Origin of the sequence: Vibrio nereis NBRC 15637 (assembly GCF_001591105.1) — a bacterium.
Lineage (GTDB): Bacteria > Pseudomonadota > Gammaproteobacteria > Enterobacterales > Vibrionaceae > Vibrio > Vibrio nereis.
This window is the reverse complement of sequence record NZ_BCUD01000007.1, coordinates 108,558-124,244: the sequence shown is the minus strand read 5'-3', so window position 1 is coordinate 124,244 and position 15,687 is coordinate 108,558. Positions and strand designations below refer to the sequence as shown.

19 protein-coding genes are annotated in these 15,687 nt (G+C 44.8%); 10 read left to right on the top strand and 9 right to left on the bottom strand.

Annotated features, from left to right (window positions below):
- Positions 1-464 precede the first annotated feature (464 nt).
- The gene (locus VNE01S_RS09725; RefSeq protein WP_053394995.1) at positions 465-2,093 is read right to left on the bottom strand and encodes a methyl-accepting chemotaxis protein; all 1,629 of its coding nucleotides are present in this window, start codon (positions 2,091-2,093) and stop codon (positions 465-467) included.
- Positions 2,094-2,288: 195 nt separating this feature from the next.
- Positions 2,289-2,729: an Lrp/AsnC family transcriptional regulator gene (locus VNE01S_RS09720; RefSeq protein ID WP_053394996.1), complete on the bottom strand. Its 441-nt coding sequence runs from the start codon at positions 2,727-2,729 to the stop codon at positions 2,289-2,291.
- 133 nt (positions 2,730-2,862) lie between these two features.
- Between VNE01S_RS09720 and VNE01S_RS09715 the strand changes: the two genes are divergently transcribed.
- Both VNE01S_RS09715 and VNE01S_RS09710 read left to right on the top strand, forming a co-directional pair.
- Positions 2,863-3,447, top strand: coding sequence for a LysE family translocator (locus VNE01S_RS09715; RefSeq protein ID WP_053394997.1), 585 nt, complete (start codon positions 2,863-2,865; stop codon positions 3,445-3,447).
- A 94-nt stretch (positions 3,448-3,541) separates the two neighbouring features.
- The gene (locus VNE01S_RS09710) at positions 3,542-4,315 is read left to right on the top strand and encodes a siderophore-interacting protein (RefSeq protein ID WP_053394998.1); all 774 of its coding nucleotides are present in this window, start codon (positions 3,542-3,544) and stop codon (positions 4,313-4,315) included.
- Here the strand turns inward: VNE01S_RS09710 and VNE01S_RS09705 are convergent.
- Positions 4,312-5,181: a LysR family transcriptional regulator gene (locus tag VNE01S_RS09705; protein ID WP_053394999.1), complete on the bottom strand. Its 870-nt coding sequence runs from the start codon at positions 5,179-5,181 to the stop codon at positions 4,312-4,314. The genes VNE01S_RS09710 and VNE01S_RS09705 overlap by 4 nt on opposite strands.
- Positions 5,182-5,328: 147 nt before the next feature.
- On the opposite strand from VNE01S_RS09705, the gene VNE01S_RS09700 reads away from it, so the two are divergent.
- The 6 genes from VNE01S_RS09700 (at position 5,329) to yqfB (ending at position 10,309) form a co-directional block, all read left to right on the top strand.
- The gene (locus VNE01S_RS09700) at positions 5,329-5,730 is read left to right on the top strand and encodes a hypothetical protein (RefSeq protein ID WP_053395000.1); all 402 of its coding nucleotides are present in this window, start codon (positions 5,329-5,331) and stop codon (positions 5,728-5,730) included.
- A gap of 90 nt (positions 5,731-5,820) precedes the next feature.
- Positions 5,821-7,500: an RluA family pseudouridine synthase gene (locus VNE01S_RS09695; RefSeq protein WP_053395001.1), complete on the top strand. Its 1,680-nt coding sequence runs from the start codon at positions 5,821-5,823 to the stop codon at positions 7,498-7,500.
- Positions 7,501-7,663: 163 nt separating this feature from the next.
- A complete protein-coding gene (locus VNE01S_RS09690) occupies positions 7,664-8,143 on the top strand; it encodes a hypothetical protein (RefSeq protein ID WP_053395002.1) in 480 nt (159 codons plus the stop codon).
- Positions 8,144-8,251: 108 nt separating this feature from the next.
- Positions 8,252-8,725, top strand: a complete 474-nt coding sequence (locus tag VNE01S_RS09685; protein ID WP_053395003.1) for an OsmC family protein — start codon at positions 8,252-8,254, stop codon at positions 8,723-8,725.
- A 73-nt stretch (positions 8,726-8,798) separates the two neighbouring features.
- Positions 8,799-9,998 (top strand): DEAD/DEAH box helicase, encoded by a 1,200-nt coding sequence (locus VNE01S_RS09680; RefSeq protein ID WP_053395004.1) that lies wholly within the window; start codon positions 8,799-8,801, stop codon positions 9,996-9,998.
- A complete protein-coding gene (gene yqfB, locus VNE01S_RS09675) occupies positions 9,995-10,309 on the top strand; it encodes a N(4)-acetylcytidine aminohydrolase (protein ID WP_053395005.1) in 315 nt (104 codons plus the stop codon). The genes VNE01S_RS09680 and yqfB overlap by 4 nt, the downstream gene beginning before the upstream one ends.
- Positions 10,310-10,360: 51 nt before the next feature.
- Here the strand turns inward: yqfB and nqrM are convergent, their stop codons facing one another.
- From nqrM to VNE01S_RS09655, 4 genes are all read right to left on the bottom strand, one after another.
- Positions 10,361-10,555 (bottom strand): (Na+)-NQR maturation NqrM, encoded by a 195-nt coding sequence (nqrM, locus tag VNE01S_RS09670; protein WP_053395006.1) that lies wholly within the window; start codon positions 10,553-10,555, stop codon positions 10,361-10,363.
- Position 10,556: 1 nt separating this feature from the next.
- Positions 10,557-11,039 (bottom strand): NifB/NifX family molybdenum-iron cluster-binding protein, encoded by a 483-nt coding sequence (locus VNE01S_RS09665; protein WP_053395007.1) that lies wholly within the window; start codon positions 11,037-11,039, stop codon positions 10,557-10,559.
- A 3-nt stretch (positions 11,040-11,042) separates the two neighbouring features.
- Positions 11,043-11,324, bottom strand: a complete 282-nt coding sequence (locus tag VNE01S_RS09660; protein ID WP_053395008.1) for a DUF134 domain-containing protein — start codon at positions 11,322-11,324, stop codon at positions 11,043-11,045.
- 210 nt (positions 11,325-11,534) lie between these two features.
- Positions 11,535-12,416: an NAD(P)-dependent oxidoreductase gene (locus VNE01S_RS09655; RefSeq protein WP_053395009.1), complete on the bottom strand. Its 882-nt coding sequence runs from the start codon at positions 12,414-12,416 to the stop codon at positions 11,535-11,537.
- A gap of 205 nt (positions 12,417-12,621) precedes the next feature.
- On the opposite strand from VNE01S_RS09655, the gene VNE01S_RS09650 reads away from it, so the two are divergent.
- Positions 12,622-13,266: an HAD family hydrolase gene (locus tag VNE01S_RS09650; RefSeq protein ID WP_053395010.1), complete on the top strand. Its 645-nt coding sequence runs from the start codon at positions 12,622-12,624 to the stop codon at positions 13,264-13,266.
- Positions 13,267-13,431: 165 nt separating this feature from the next.
- Positions 13,432-14,289 carry a glutathione-dependent disulfide-bond oxidoreductase gene (yghU, locus tag VNE01S_RS09645; RefSeq protein WP_053395011.1) on the top strand — a complete coding sequence of 286 codons (858 nt, stop codon included), beginning with the start codon at positions 13,432-13,434 and terminating at the stop codon, positions 14,287-14,289.
- 104 nt (positions 14,290-14,393) lie between these two features.
- Here the strand turns inward: yghU and VNE01S_RS09640 are convergent, their stop codons facing one another.
- Together VNE01S_RS09640 and VNE01S_RS09635 are read right to left on the bottom strand one after the other, a co-directional pair.
- The gene (locus VNE01S_RS09640) at positions 14,394-14,708 is read right to left on the bottom strand and encodes a cupin domain-containing protein (RefSeq protein WP_053395012.1); all 315 of its coding nucleotides are present in this window, start codon (positions 14,706-14,708) and stop codon (positions 14,394-14,396) included.
- 126 nt (positions 14,709-14,834) lie between these two features.
- A complete protein-coding gene (locus VNE01S_RS09635; RefSeq protein WP_053395013.1) occupies positions 14,835-15,443 on the bottom strand; it encodes a CAP domain-containing protein in 609 nt (202 codons plus the stop codon).
- Positions 15,444-15,687: the final 244 nt, after the last annotated feature.

The window sequence follows — 15,687 nt, the reverse complement described above, 5'->3', positions numbered from 1 at the left end:
CTTATATGCGTCACTCAGAGTGCGTAGTAAACCCGTTGGCAGACGAGCTTACTGTTCTTCGGACACAAAAAAACCGGAGCGTTGGCAGACGCTCCGGTTTTCAGCATTATAGGCTGTGATTTAATTCTAACAAGACTGATATTTTCGATTTTATTGTGATACAGTTTGGTTAAGTTGCATACCTAGCTACCCACCCTAACCATCCATTTTCTTCTTTATCAATTCAAAACAACATCTTAGCGAGCCAACCGCTAACCGTTTGCGCAATCCTTTTCGCTATTCACTCGTGTAACTTTTCATCGAACCATCAAACTATTCGGTTACTTACTCACAAAAATGTGATTTTTACGTATTGCAGGCCCGATTATTTTTAGAAAAACAGTGAGACTTTAGCCCATATTTTTGAGCAAAAAATACAAAAAAGGCAGCCATAACTGGCTGCCTAGTAATAACGTGAGCTCGCTTTAGAGCTTGAAGAACGCTAACTGAGCTTTCTGCTTTTCTGCCAGTTCAGATAGCTCTTCACTCGCGCTTGCGCTTTGACAGATACCAGCAACGTTTTGGTTAACCAGTTCCGACATGTTCACCACGTTACGGTTAATATCTTGAGTCACTTGTGACTGCTGCTCTGCTGCTGTTGCAACCTGAGTATTGGCATCATTGATGTTAACAACTGACTCTGTAATACCGCCTAGCGCGCTGTTTGCCTGCTCAGAAAGCTCATTGGTTTTCGAAAGCATCTCTAAGCTGATCTGCATACTGTCGTTCGCCAAGCCAGATTGCTTCTGTAGCTCTTCGATGATTGCCTGGATTTCTCCAGTAGAATCTTGGGTACGGGCCGCAAGCATACGAACTTCATCAGCGACTACTGCAAATCCTCGGCCTGACTCACCTGCACGTGCAGCTTCAATCGCAGCATTTAGCGCCAATAGGTTTGTTTGTTCAGAAACACCGCGGATAACTTCAACCACATCATTGATTTGCTCAGACTGCTGTTGCAATGTTTGCACAACTTGCGCCGCATCATTTAATGCGTTGCTCATTTGTTCACTTGCACGGCTGCTTTCACTAAACACTTCAAGGCCTGATTGTGCTAATTGATCCGCTTCGCGTGCTGTTGAATCTGCCATTTGAGCATTATCACTCACATTGTCGGCGGTGCTAGAAAGCTCGTTCACCGCAGATGCAACTTGCTCGATCTCAGCCAATTCTTGCTGGGCATTCGCTTGCGCTTGAGTCATTACTGCCGCAAGCTCTGTTGATGCTGACGCAACTTCTTCACTGATGCTCATCAACTGTTGCACAGTCTTGTGTAGCTGCTCAGCTGTTTGGTTGACATCTTGCCCAAGCTGAGCAATTTCATTTTTGCCATCCACATCGGCTTTAGCCGTTAAATCACCGCCCGCTAACTTACGCATGACGACTTGCAAATTAGAGATTGGGCTAACAATCATGCCCGCTAAAATCCAGGCAACAAACATTGAGATAGCAAGAACAGAAAACACCAGCATTGATGCCATATTGAGTACTGCTTTGTTCTGCTGTTCGCTGTGGTCCATTGAGCGCTCAGAGAAATGATTGACTGTGGCAGATAAGCTGTTAATAGACTCAACCATTTCTTGGCCATATCTCTTGTATTGTTCAATGAACTGGTTGTGCTCCGAAGACGATACAAGACCTTTGTCATGACGCGTGAAGAAATCAACTGACTGGCGTGCGTAATCCATGTATTGATCAATTGCTGCTAAAGTCAGCTCAGCGTCTTCGCGAAATGCTTCTTCCTTCTGCAGTACTTTTAGATCTTTACGAATCGGCACAATGCTTTGGGCTAACTCATTAATAAATGTTTGGCGACGATCTGCATCGTAAATTGCGTAAACGGCAGAAATACGTATTGGATATACCTGATCATCAATTTTTGCCAACGTATCCTTGTACATCACAAACGCATCCGTGTTGTCCACAACAAGTTGTTGTTCACTTTGCAGGTTAACTTTAGTGAACCACAATGTCGCGACAAGCGCTGTGGCAATGAAAAGTACAGGGATTAACACCTGAGTCTTAATCGACAAGTTCTTTAAAGATATACGCATATATTTAGCTCAAACTCAAAAATGGCTTGTTATAGGTAATGCACACATGCTTATGTGCAACTGAGGAAGTTACTTTGCGGTGTCTAAACAGTAACCGCTTTGATTATGAACAATAATACGTGATACATGTCACATTTAAAAAGAGAAAAGTGAACTTTTTGAACGAATATAAGAAAAAAGATACTAATTGATTATTTATCGCTCATCTTTAGGTGAATCCATTACGACCATTGTGGTTATAGACTGTACTTGAGAGCATTCTCCTAGCACATCAGCATGAAACTTTTTGTAGCTTGATAAATCTTTTGTTTCAACTCGGAGCAAATACTCGTTTGCACCCGTGATGTTATGGCACTCGACCACCTCATCAACAAACCTGACATGCTCTTCAAACTCAAGCTGGGCCTGTTTACGGTGGCTTGACAGACCGATAGAGACATACGCAATAAAGCCAATTCCCAACTCTACGCTGTTGAGCATGGCTCGATAGCCTTTTATTACGCCTTTTTTCTCTAACTCTTGTACTCGCCTGAGCGTAGCCGAAGGGGACAACCCTATTCTTTCAGCCAGCTCAACATTAGAGATTCTCCCGTCGATTTTTAGCTCATGCAATATTCTTTCGTCAAATCTATCCACTACGCATCCTTATTGCAAAATTAACACTCTAAACTCGAATAAAAGCACACAATTGCGATTAGTTCTACATATTATGGCTATTGACCGGTCAGACAATAATCAATGATTCATTTTTACGTTTCAGGAGAGAAATATGGAATTTCAACAGTTAAGCGCACTTGCCTTGTTCGCGTTTGTTTCTACATTTACGCCCGGTCCTAATAACTTGATGCTCATGACATCTGGCGCCAATGTCGGTTTTAATCGCACCGTACCGCATATGCTAGGCATTACTCTAGGCTTTGGTTTTATGGTTTTGCTGGTTGGCGTGGGGTTAATAGGCATATTCAATGCTTATCCTATTACTCACACGGTTCTTAAATGGATAAGCCTTACTTACTTGCTGTATTTAGCACTTAAAATTGCGCTATCTGGCAAAACCGAATCAAAAGACAACTACAAACCGATGACATTTCTTGGCGCAGCGTCATTTCAGTGGGTAAACCCAAAAGGCTGGTCTATGGCATTAAGTGCGGTGGCTATATACAGCAGTCAAGGCCAGTGGCAAGAACTACTGCTTATCGCCATGATGTTTATGCTAGCAAACTTACCTTCATGCAGTTTTTGGGTAATCGCGGGCCAACAGTTGCAGAAATGGCTAACATCGCAAACTCGGGTAAGAGCCTTTAATATTGGTATGGCTATGTTACTTATTGGTTCGACTTTTCCGATGCTTTAAAGCAACAAAAATCGTAAATGAGTTTAAAGTCTCTTTTCATCTCCGCACAAAATGATAATCTAGATGCAAATACGAATAATTATCGAATAAAGTAATGAAAAAGCCGACTCCAAAATGCGTGACTGTCGTATCCTCTTTGTCAGTCACACCAAACATGCAACGTATCGTACTAGAAGGTGAAGATCTGGGGGACTTTCCTTTAAACTGTGAAGGCGGATACATCAAACTCCTTTTCAACAGTGAAGGAGGAACTGATATTGACTCCATGCAAAGCGATACGCGTCCAAGCATGCGAACTTACACCATTCGACGTTTTGACGCAGAAAAGCAGCAGATAGAAGTCGATTTTGTACGTCATACAACGCAGGACTTGGGGTGTGGCTTTGCTTCACGCTGGGCTGAATCAACCAAAGTTGGAGATACGATCAACATCGTCGGCCCTGGTACGATTCAAGATATGAATATTGAAGCCGACTGGTTCTTTATGGCGGCAGATATGACAGCATTACCAGCGTTATCGGCAAAAATTCAGCGACTACCGGAGAACGCGAAAGGCTACGCGGTGATCAAAGTGTCTAGCGATGAAGACGTACAGTCACTAATAAAACCAGACAATATGCACGTGGCGTGGATTTTCCAAGATGAAGATCTGGTGGATACAATTCGAGCATTGCCTTGGCTAGAGGGAAAAGCGTCCGTTTGGTGCGCTTGCGAGTTCGATTCGATGCGCGCACTCAGGCAGTATTTCCGTAACGAAAAACACGTAGATAGAGAAAACATCTACATCAGCAGCTATTGGAAGCAAGGCGTCACAGAAGACGGCCATAAAGTCATCAAGCAACAAGACGCAAAAGAACAAACCGCCTAATCGAGGTGCTCCGCAAGAAAATCAATTAATAAGCGTACTTTGGGTGACAAATTCCGGTTTTGCGGATAGAGCGCCCAAATACCTTCTCTTACATCTCTATAATCGCTCAGTACTTCCACCAGCTCTCCACTGTCTAACGCGTCTTGCACGTAATAGTCTGGGAGCTGTGCGAGACCCAGACCTCGTTTTGCCGCATCCAGTAACACGATGCCTGAGTTACAATGAATTCGCCCGTGAATCCTTAAAGACTTTTCGCTTTTCTGATTCTGGAAGCGCCAATAATCAACCGAGCCCACCAAACACTGGTGACTGCTTAATTCCGACAGTGTGTGTGGTTCACCATAGCGTTCAAGGTATTTAGGGCTAGCGCACACGTAGAGCTGACGGCTGGATAGCTTTTTGGCCACTAAGCTGGAGTCTTGCAATCGACCCAAACGAATCGCCACATCTACGCCCAGTTCAATCAAATCTAGTTTTTGGTTGGTCAGCATCAGATCCAGGTCGACTTGAGGGTATTTCTCTAAAAACTGATGCAGTAATGGCGCGATGCGCTGCTCTCCATAAGTGACGGGGGCAGTAATACGCAGCAGTCCTTTTGGCGTTGATTGCATTTGGGTAACGGCCAGCTCCGCCAACTCCAGCCCCTCGACTAAATGTTTACACTGAGTGTAATAAAGCTGCCCTGCTTCAGTTAATGTCACTTTACGCGTTGTTCTGTGGAATAATTTTACCGCCAGTCTTTCTTCTAATGTCGCCACCCTTCGACTGATTTGCGCTACCGACGTATCCAGCTTGTTCGCAGCGGCAGTGAATGAGTTCAACTCAGCTACTGCCACAAACTCACTCACACCTTCCCAATTTGCCATTGTTTAATCTCTAACAATCACCCTCTCAGAGCCTAGATTTTTACACACATGCAATAATAAAGGTATCTTCATGACCAATAAAATCGTCTTTTACATTTTAGAATCATGCTAATATGACCGCTTAATTGGCTCTCCATTCTCAGTATTATGTCTAGATTAAAACTCTCTTTTTTAGTGGTCATCGTTGCGGTTGCTGCACTGCTAACGTATGTATTTGTTCCTACTCACGTTCGCCTTGGCTCTGAAGTCCTTAACAAGCCGATCAACGAGCAATACACGCTGCTTGGCTACAAGGCTATATCCACCGAACCCAGTGACGGCAAGTTGAATCACTACTTTCTTGTTCCAGTAAACACGACTGTCGAAGACGTAGAACCTTTTTTAATCAGTTCAGATCCGTTTATTAAAGTGGAAAGTTTTGAGGACAATAAGCTCTCGCTGAGTATTAAGGGACGCGTAAAACACTTTGATAATGACCTATGGGTAGAAAAACCAAACGGTAAAGTGGAGCACTGGTTGATCAGTGCTGACATTCGCTACATTCGATAGGCATACCTAAGCAATCGCGCAACCACTGGCAATCCCAACGCAAACAGGTAAAATCACGCCCCTGTGATTTTGCCTGTAGTGATTAGAAAAATGCACCAACCTGAAAACTTGTTTACCCGCTTTACCTCAGACATCAGCCACTATTCACTGCCCGATAAGTTTACCTTCCCGTTTTACTATCAACCTCACCCTTTGTGTGAAGTTGCCGCACAGCAGTTACAACAGCACTTGCTCACCCAAACCGATTGGCAGCACGACTTTGGCGTGGATGGTAACCCGCAAGGCACTGGCAAAATGTTTGGCGTTCTGTTGGTTAAGTCACCGCAAGGTGAACTAGGCTTCCTTTCTGCTTTTTCTGGAAAAATAGCGGATCAAAACTTATTACCAGGGTTCGTACCACCTGTTTTCGATATGCTGACGGAACAGAGCTTCTTCCGCAGCGATTTAGCAGAAATCACGGCGATAAATGAACAAGTTAAACAGCACCAATCGAACCCAAAACTCGCGCACCTTAAGCAGACGTTAACAAGCTATCAAGCTGAGTATTCACAGGCAGAACAAGCGCAGCGTGAACGAATGATTCAAGGCCGTGCAGCGCGCAAAGAACAGCGTAAGCAAGCTGAACAAACTCTGCCACCTCAGGACTTGAGCAACGTCCTAGATCAACTAGGCAAAGAAAGCGTGGCCGAAAAGAATGTGTTGAAGTACTTAAAACTGGAGTGGGAAGCGAAGATTGCAGACGTTCAGGCTGAACTGGAGCAACTCACATCACTACTAAATACCCTGAAAGAGCAGCGAAAAAAACGCTCTAATACGTTACAGAACAAGTTGTTTGAGCAATATCGTTTCCTCAATATTCGCGGTGAAGAGAAGTCATTAAAGTCGATTTTCTCTGAAACAACCAACCCTACACCTCCCGCTGGTGCAGGCGAGTGCGCAGCGCCTAAATTACTGCACTACGCGTTTAAACATGGTTTCACCCCTATCGCCATGGCCGAATTTTGGTGGGGAGTGTCACCGAAATCAGAAATTCGCCAGCACACGAAGTTCTACCCTTCATGCAATAGCAAGTGCCAGCCAATCTTAGGCCACATGTTGGAAGGCATGGCCGTTGATGACAACCCACTTGCTGAAAACTGGGCTGAGGATAAGGAATTAGAGATCTTATTCGAAGATGAAGCCATGGTGGTGGTCAACAAGCCGTCTGGCCTGCTTTCAGTACCAGGAAAAACGATTAAGGACTCTGCCTACACTCGCCTTCAACAAAGACATCCAAATGTAGAAGGTCCGTTTGTGATCCATCGACTCGATATGGCAACTTCGGGCTTGCTAGTATTTGCCCTTACCAAACGCGCGAACAAGAGCCTGCAAAAGCAGTTTATCTCTCGCAGCGTGCAAAAACGCTATGTCGCTTTACTAGAAGGCGAAGTTCAATCTTTGAATGGTGAGATAACTCTGCCGATGCGCGGCGACCCTGAAGACCGCCCTCGCCAGTTGGTTTGTTTCGAGCATGGAAAACCAGCAGAAACCTACTGGGAACGGATCGAAGTTCAAGGTGGCCGTTCTAAACTGTACCTATACCCAAAAACAGGTCGTACTCATCAGCTTCGAGTCCACTGTGCTCACCACTTAGGACTTAACATGCCAATGGTGGGTGATGGGCTTTATGGTGAAAAAGAAAACCGCCTTCATCTGCATGCGGAAAGGCTCGAGTTAGAGCACCCGTATACAAAAGAAGCGATGACTTTCCAGGCAGAGTCTGAGTTTTAAGCAGCTCAGACTCTACTTTGAGATCCTGAGCCAATGCTCTTTCCTCACTCCTAAATTACTGAGCTCTTAGTGAGTAAGCTAAGAGCCTTAATTGACATTCATGTCATCAGCGCCCAAAACTTATAACTGCGCACGCAATAATAATTATATTTAGGAGAGACGAATGAATAAGCTACTGACTACTTCGATAATCTGTGTTCTGGGTTCACTTTCTACTTACGCTATAGCGAACGATGAAGAGCAGAAACTGTTTGTAGAGGGTATTAAGCAAGCTGAAGCAACAAGCAAAGATGAAATCGCTAAAGAGATCAAAAAAGAGCAAGGCCAACTGAATCGAGAAATGAAAAAAGAAGAACAAAAGTGGCTTTTGGAACAAGAAAAGAAAAAAGAAGAAATGCGCCGTGAGGCACGAAAGGACCGTGAAGAAACAAAACGAGAAACACGCAAATACCAAGAAGAAATGACGCGAGAAGGGCGTAAAAACCAAGAGAAAGGTAAGAAATACGGCGAAGAAAAGCGTCATAAAGGCATGAAGAAAGCCGAGGAAGCGAAAAACAACGCCAAGGGTAATAAAGATAAGGCCATGAAACTTCAAGAGTGCATGAAGTCTGGCAAAACCAAGCAAGAATGCTGGGGTGAATAAAAAATGTGATTAGGGTTGTCTTTTAAAGGCAACCCTTTTTTCTATCCAGCATTGACACTCAAAACATGTGTAGAATCCAAACATTCTCGCCCACAAGGAAGGTTCTACATGTCAGACTACACAGCGACCGTTTACTGGAAGCGCAACCCAACCGAAGCGTTCAAAGACAACCAATATAGCCGAGGCCATACATGGGAGTTTGATGGTGGTGTTACAGTGCCAGGGTCGGCCTCACCCCATGTGATTCCGCTGCCCTATTCAGTAGAAGAAAATGTAGACCCGGAAGAAGCCTTTATTGCTGCGATTTCTAGCTGCCACATGCTGACCTTTCTGGGTATCGCAGCTAAACGTCGCTATGTGATCGACGCGTACACCGATCATGCGGTTGGTATTATGGAAGAAGACAAGCAAGGCCGAACGTCGGTAACCCACGTCACCCTTAAACCCATAATTACCTTCTCCGGTGACAAACAGCCTAGTTACGAACAGTTGGAAAAGATGCACCACTTAGCGCATGAGCATTGCTTTATCGCCAATTCGGTCAAAACAGAAATCGTCACTGAAATTGTGATGCCTGAGTAATAGGTTGTGCTAAACTCTGCGCCAACAAATTTAGGCGACAAGCCTACCCATATTATAGATTCAGAGTGTCATCATGCCTTTTTCAAAACTTGGTTTAAGCCAACCTATCACAGATGCAATTCGTGAGCTTGGTTACGACAAACCAACCACTATTCAAACCAAAGCGATCCCAGCCATTTTAAAAGGCGAAGACCTTATTGCCGCGGCTCAAACGGGAACAGGTAAAACGGCGAGCTTTGTGCTTCCTATTCTTGAAAAGCTAGCGCGAGGTGACACTCAGCGTAAGAAACGTATTCGCGCACTTATTCTGACACCAACGCGTGAGCTGGCAGAACAAGTTGAACAAAAAGTACGTGACTACGGTCAGAACTTGAACCTCACCTCACTTGCGATGTATGGCGGTGTGGATGAAAAAGCGCAAAAACAAGCATTGATTGAAGGCGTCGATATTCTTGTTGCGACGCCTGGCCGTTTGCTTGATATGTATGGTAAACGTGCCGTGTACTTTGAAGAGGTTGAAATGCTGGTCTTGGACGAAGCGGATCGCATGTTAGATATGGGGTTCATTGACGACATCAACAAGATCCTCGACCGCCTTCCAACAGACATCCAGCACCTACTCTTTTCCGCCACACTGTCGAATAAAGTTCGCGATCTGGCTAAATCCGCTGTACACAACCCATTCGAAATTTCGATTGCCGCTAATCAAGCGTCAAAGAAAAACATCGAGCAATGGCTCATCACTGTTGATAAAGATAAAAAGTCAGCGCTGCTTAGCCATCTGATTCAAGAAAATAATTGGAACCAAGCACTGATCTTTATTGAAACCAAACATGGCGCAGCTAAGCTAGCTCAGCAGCTAGAAAAACGGGGCATTGAAGCAGAAGCTTTCCATAGTGGTCGTAGTCAAGCCATTCGCCTACGTTTGTTAGAAGACTTCAAAGCAGGCAAGATCAAATACATGATCGCAACTGGTGTTGGCGCGCGCGGTATTGATATTGAAGGTCTAGAACGAGTGATTAACTACGACTTACCATTCCCTGCCGATGAATACGTACACCGCATTGGCCGTACGGGTCGTGCAGACGCGCAAGGCGAAGCGATTTCATTTGTCTCCAAAGACAATTTCAAAAACCTGTGTATGATCGAAAGCCGTTTAGGCCACTTGATTGAACGCCGTGAAATTGAAGGGTTTGAACCCCGCAAACCAGTGCCTATTTCTATCCTGAACTATGTGCCTAAGCACAAGCGCCAAAAACAGGAAGAGTCATGAACGCTCCGACAAAAATCACCTTCTTTGAGTTTTTAACACCGTCCATCGTAGCGGGTAAAAAGACGATTACGATTCGTGATGAGTCAGAGTCTCACTATGTGCCAGGTACAACGGTGGAAGTTTTCACACTTGAGACAGACAAGAAAGTTTGTGAGATTAAAATTTTGTCCGTTGAGCCGCTCCATTTTGACGACATCAACGAGTTCCACGCACAGCAAGAATTTATGGAACTGCCGAAGCTAAAAGCGCTGATCCGAGAGATCTACCCAAATACAGATACACTGTATGTGATTAGCTACGAATTAGCCTAAGTAAGAAGCCGCCTCAGACTAAGGGGCGGCTCAAATCATCACTCAGCAGTATCAAGAGTCATCAGGCTCAGAGATTTGATAAAGCTTTTTTTCACTACATGAAGTTTCACAGTTACACACTTTATCTACCCCGACGCTGCCCAATCCACCACAACTCCCTTGAATCCGTTTGTTGTGAAAGATAACGCCTAATGCCATCAGGAATATCACTACCATAAAGCCTAAAAAGGCAAACAACCACGTCATTTTACTCTCCTTGTTTACCTATAAGTTTAGCAAACCTCAGGTTGAAACGATCTCGCCTAGGAGAGCTAGACAAAGCCGAAGACTGTAACCGTGACGCCGCCTTTTCCTTAGCGCCTGAGCATCCTGAGCAACTTGTCTTATTTCGATGCTGAATAGACGGCCTACCTTGCTCACTCGATGCCAGCTTAGTGAGATCGCTCGTAAGCACTGCGTCTAACTCCACGCGCTTAGCAACGCGGTAGACACCGATATTGTGACGGAGTAACTTGGCTAAGGAACGCTCACCAATGTTTCTGGCGATAACCGCCTTAACACGTAACTCTTTAAGCTGATTAAGTAACTGAGACTTGGCCTTACAACCGCCCTCCAAAGCAGCATTAGGGATATTTTTGACCAAACCTTGCTCGTTGTAGAGAGCAATATAGGGCGCTTTCATAAAATGATTAGCGACGTGCAAACCATCATTGGGAATGGCATAGATCATGATTTACTCCTTAGGTGGAAAAATAAGCGCGTTACCTTCAACTAAGCTCTTCGCGACTTTCCATCTTGCTTTCTTCACTGTGTTACCAAATGTTTGCCTTGAAACCCCCATTTGTTCTGCCGCCTCTTGTTGGCTCATCCCTTCGAGATCGGCGAGGCGAAGTGCTTCTAACTCATCAGGCAGGATAGTCATCGAGTCTAATTGGCTAAGTGGTACACCATTGGGCTTAAAACAGGTGTGCGCGGCTCTGCCACAAACTCGGCGTTGGATTTTTGGTCTTGGCATAGCATTCCTCTGGCATCATTTGGCTAGGACGTTATTAGCCTATGCCAAAAACAATTAATAGCATATGCCAATAAAATAAGATTGCAGATCTGACAGTTTAGAGAGTAGGCATATTTACCGCCCTGAATAAAAAAAGAGATGCTAAAAGCATCTCTTACATACTGATCAGTGGCTTGGAGTGAACTTAATCATTCTCTCTGCTTGCATGCTCTATTTCTGATTTTTGGCAACCGACTTAAACAGTACCGACGTATCCATTCGACCTAAGCCTTCTTGTTGCAACTGCGCGTATTGTTCATCCACATTTTTGGTCAACGGTAATTCAATCCCCACTCGCTCCGCTTCTTCCAGGCAGAAACCAAGATCTTTACGCATCCAATCAATCGCAAAGCCAAAATCGAACTTATCTTGTGCCATAGTGACAGCGCGATTCTCCATCTGCCAAGATCCCGCAGCGCCATGTTTTAGCGTGTCGACGACCTGTTCAATGTCTAGGCCTGACTTTTGTGCAAGCAGCAAGGCTTCACTTAAACCTTGCAGAATGCCACCAATACAGATTTGGTTAACCATCTTACAGCGCTGACCTTGTCCATTTTCCCCAAGCAACGTGATTTGTTTTGCGTAAACATCCATCACTGGTGCCACCACGTCAAACACGCTCTGATCACCACCACACATAATAGTAAGAACGCCATTTTCTGCGCCAGCTTGACCACCTGATACGGGCGCATCAATAAAGCTGTTACCATTCTCTTTTGCCGCAGCCGCTAGCTCGATCGCAAGATCAGCCGAAGTTGTGGTGTGATCCACCAGCACTGCACCCGGCTTCAGCCCAGCCAGAATGCCATCTTCGCCAAAAACCACGCTGCGTACATCGTCATCATTACCTACACATACAAATACGACATCAGCGTCTAATGCTGCTTGCTTAGGCGTTTCGCACGCTTGCCCTTGATACTCGCTTGCCCACGTGTCTGCTTTCGCTTTTGTGCGGTTGAATACCTTGGTGCTGTAACCCGCTTTGCTCAGATACCCTGCCATTGGATATCCCATTACTCCTAAGCCAACAAATGCTACCTTCTTGTTATTCATTACTTTCTCCGCTGATTAGTGAATTATTCAATTGATTTGTTATCTTGGCAGTGTACTAAACAATTCAGTTACAATTCACTAACCAAAAGCAACTTTCTACCAATCACCTGTATATTGATCTCACCAATAGAGCAGCTCTTTTACTCGCTACGCCAACTGTGCCAGAATGACAGTAACTCTTTACGTTGTATAAATAAGTCGTACCATGAAATTTCAAGCAGCCATTTTTGATATGGATGGCCTACTACTCGACACTGAGCGTGTCTGCATGCGAGTGTTCAAACAAGCTTGCGAAACCGTGAATCAACCCTTTTACGAAGAGGTTTACCTTTCCATTATTGGTCGCAATGCCGCTGGCATAGAGAAAATATTTCGCAAAGCCTACGGTGATAACCTTGATGAACTCCACGAAGAGTGGCGCAAGAGCTACAACGCCATCGTCAAGCATCAGCCTATCCCTGTAAAACAAGGCGTGGTCGAGTTACTGGAGTGGTTAAACGAGAATAACGTCCCGACTGCGGTTGCCACTTCTACGCACAAAGACGTTGCGTCGGTAAAACTGAGGCTCGCAGGCTTAGATCGCTACTTTGATAGCCTAACTTGTGGTTGTGAGGTTTCTCGGGGGAAGCCAGATCCAGAAATCTATTTACTCGCGGCCAGCCGTTTGCAAGTAAGAGCAGAACACTGCCTCGCATTCGAAGATTCAAATAACGGGGTTCGAAGTGCCGTATCCGCCAATATGACAACCTTCCAAATCCCAGATTTGGTTGAGCCTTGTGAAGAGATCAAAAGCCTTAATCATCATATTATGCCGTCCCTCTCTGATGTTCTGGCTTACCTTCAAAAATAGTCATCGCCTACGTAGAAGCCAGTGATACTTTCCTGGCTTCTTTATACTTTTCTCTCCTTAATCAGCACCATTAGATCTAAACCATTTTTTAGTTTAGGGTTTGTATTTATCGTCACCATCCCAATTATGATTAGAGTCATCGAACAATCTGAATAAGGAATAGCAATGACAAACCAATACGTACCCCCAAAAGTTTGGACAATGGACGAAGAAAATGGCGGTCAGTGGGCGAGCATTAATCGTCCTGATTCTGGGGCACGCCATGAGCAACCTCTGCCAGTTGGTTCACACCCTCTACAGCTCTATTCAATGGGCACGCCTAACGGCCAAAAAGTGACCATCATGCTGGAAGAGCTACTCGCACTTGGAGTAAGTGAAGCAGAGTATGACGCTTACCTAATTAAGATTGGCGATGGTGATCAATTTGGTTCTGGTTTTGTCGATGCAAACCCAAATTCTAAGATCCCAGCTTTGGTTGACCATTCAGGTAAAACGCCAATTAGAGTTTTTGAATCAGGCAATATTCTATTTTACTTGGCTGAAAAGTTTGGCCATTTCTTACCTACTGAGGTGGCCTCTCGCACCGAGGTGATGAACTGGCTATTCTGGTTACAAGGCTCTGCTCCGTATTTGGGCGGAGGATTTGGCCACTTTTATGCTTATGCGCCAGAAAAATTTGAATACCCAATTAACCGTTTTGCTATGGAAGCGAAGCGTCAATTGGATGTGCTAGACAAACAACTGGCTAAACACACTTTCATTGCTGGTGAAGAGTACAGCATTGCAGATATGGCGATTTGGCCTTGGTACGGAAGCTTAGTGCTCGGTAGAGCGTACGATGCTGCAGAGTTTTTAGATGTTGATAGCTACCAAAACGTTAAGCGCTGGGCAGAAATGATTGATGCTCGGGCGGCGGTTCAACGCGGTCGAATTATCAACCGAGACTGGGGCGAAGACTGGGAGCAATTACCAGAAAGGCACTCAGCAGAAGATATTGATGCGGTATTAAAGCTCAAACCTTAGCAATATATACGCTAGCGGTTCTGAAACACAGAATCGCTAGTTGTTGTAGCTGATAGTGATTAGTACGGGTCTACATCTCTAAAGCATAGAACCAGCCGTACACGCTATTGGTAAAAGATAGCCAACCATATTGTGACTGTATTAGATGACGTTTCGACAACTTTGTGCTTTTCGTGAGGCTCAATATTAAGGTAATCACCCGCTTTTAGCTTGATACGCCGACCATCTTCAAATTCAAGAACGCCATACCCTTCGAGCACTAAAACCCACTCATTTTCTTCTTGGTCGTACCAACCTTTCTCAGGAGAGGTGTGCCCGTACGAGAGAATTCTTTCCACTCTAACCCCTTTGGCATTCACCAAGTCTTCGAAAATCTCACTAGAAAGATGACTAGGCACATCGTCAAACAGACTTGTCATAAACGTTCCCTAACATTAAGTGTTCCTTCTTTTATAGGCTACCTCAGCTCTTATGGACAACTATTGTTGTTAAAAAACAGGCCCTGATGGAAATCAGAGCCTGTAGGAAGATAAGGGAATAATCGCTTATAAAGGGCGAGCAAATACTTGCGTCCAGTAAATTCCATAACGGGTATCTGCATTTTCAACTGCAGCAGCACCCAGTTGCGTCACACTGCTGCTCATAATATTTTTGCAGTGCCCCGGGCTAGACAACCAAGATGCCATGACTTCATCAATACTTTGCTGGCCTGCAGCCACATTCTCAGCCCAAGCACTGAATTCGTACCCAGTTGCAGAGATTCGATCACCTGGTGAGCTACCGTCAGATCCCGTGTGATCCATAAAATCAGCATTAGCCATATCACTTGAGTGCGCATAAGCAGCCGACTCTAAACTGTAATCCCAAGTCAGGGCTGGAACTGCGGGCATAATGTCACCACCACAGTTTTGTTGCGTTGAACGCGCTTGGTTCACCGCATATAGCATTAAATCAGCAAATTCGTTGGATTGAGGTGGTGCGACTGGCGTCGTTGTACCTGTATTGCCCCCTGAATCTGGTACAGGGTTCGTCGTGCTACCGCCAGACATATTACTACTGGTTGAGCCTGTATCGGAACTGGACGAGCCGCCATCTGACCCACCGCATCCCGTAAGCACTAACGCAGACAACAAGAATAAAGGAGCAACTTTCATAATAAACCTAGCAATAAAATAAAATGGTGTTAAATACGTGTTTCATACGACCTTCCTCTCAAATAATGAGTTTGCCGAATAAAACACAAGTAATAATTTTGTAAATCGATAAAACGAGGGCCACTATACTGACTCGACCATCAGTCTCTCAATATGCAACGGTTAATAAATGAGCACTTTGACAGTTATTTTACAAAAGCTGACATTAGAAGTTGAAAGGTAGAAAATTGAAACAAATTGCAGT